Below are 559 nucleotides of genomic sequence, written 5' to 3'. Positions count from 1 at the left end.
CCGAACCGATTGATATGCGCGTCGGTATGGATACTGCACTGGCGAGGGTAGTTCAGGTATTCGGTGCAGCGCGGCCGCATCATGCCTACCTGTTTACCAACAAGCGTTCGACGCGTATCAAAGTCCTAGTCTATGACGGGTTCGGTATCTGGTTGGCGAGCCGGCGCCTGAACAAGGGAAGCTTTACCTGGACTGATAGTGGCCATTTGCCGGTCGCGCTCAACACCGACCAGCTACAGGCGCTGGTGACCGGCTTGCCGTGGCAGACACTCATGCACAATCACCAGATCACCGTGGTGTGAGTAGCACGAAGATGTAAACCTATGTAAACGTCCTTGCTGAAGCAGGCTTTTGTCTGGCACATTGCCAGACATGGATTTAACTGTCGACATCACTGAGCTCAACCCGGACCAGATCCGCGAATTGGCCATCCGGCTACAGGCCGAAGGACGGTTCCGGCAAACGCTGATTGATAAGTTGACCCACGAACTGGCCATCCTGAAACGGCAGAAGTTTGCCGCCACCAGCGAAGCCTATACCGGCGAACAGCAGCGTGAAC

Annotated in this window: 1 protein-coding gene and 1 pseudogene; both read left to right on the top strand. The window is 55.6% G+C overall.

From position 1 onward, the window contains the following. Positions 1 to 302 (top strand): IS66 family insertion sequence element accessory protein TnpB (gene tnpB, locus H8K47_RS18030; protein WP_186882729.1); only part of this gene is annotated, 302 nt, incomplete at its 5' end. Positions 303 to 372: 70 nt separating this feature from the next. Next, positions 373 to 559 (top strand): annotated as a pseudogene (locus tag H8K47_RS18025) (IS66 family transposase); the annotation flags it as partial.

The organism is Cognatundibacterium rugosum, assembly GCF_014284365.1.
Classification (GTDB): Bacteria; Pseudomonadota; Gammaproteobacteria; order Burkholderiales; family Burkholderiaceae_D; genus Undibacterium; species Undibacterium rugosum.
This window is presented reverse-complemented; position numbering and strand designations above follow the sequence as displayed.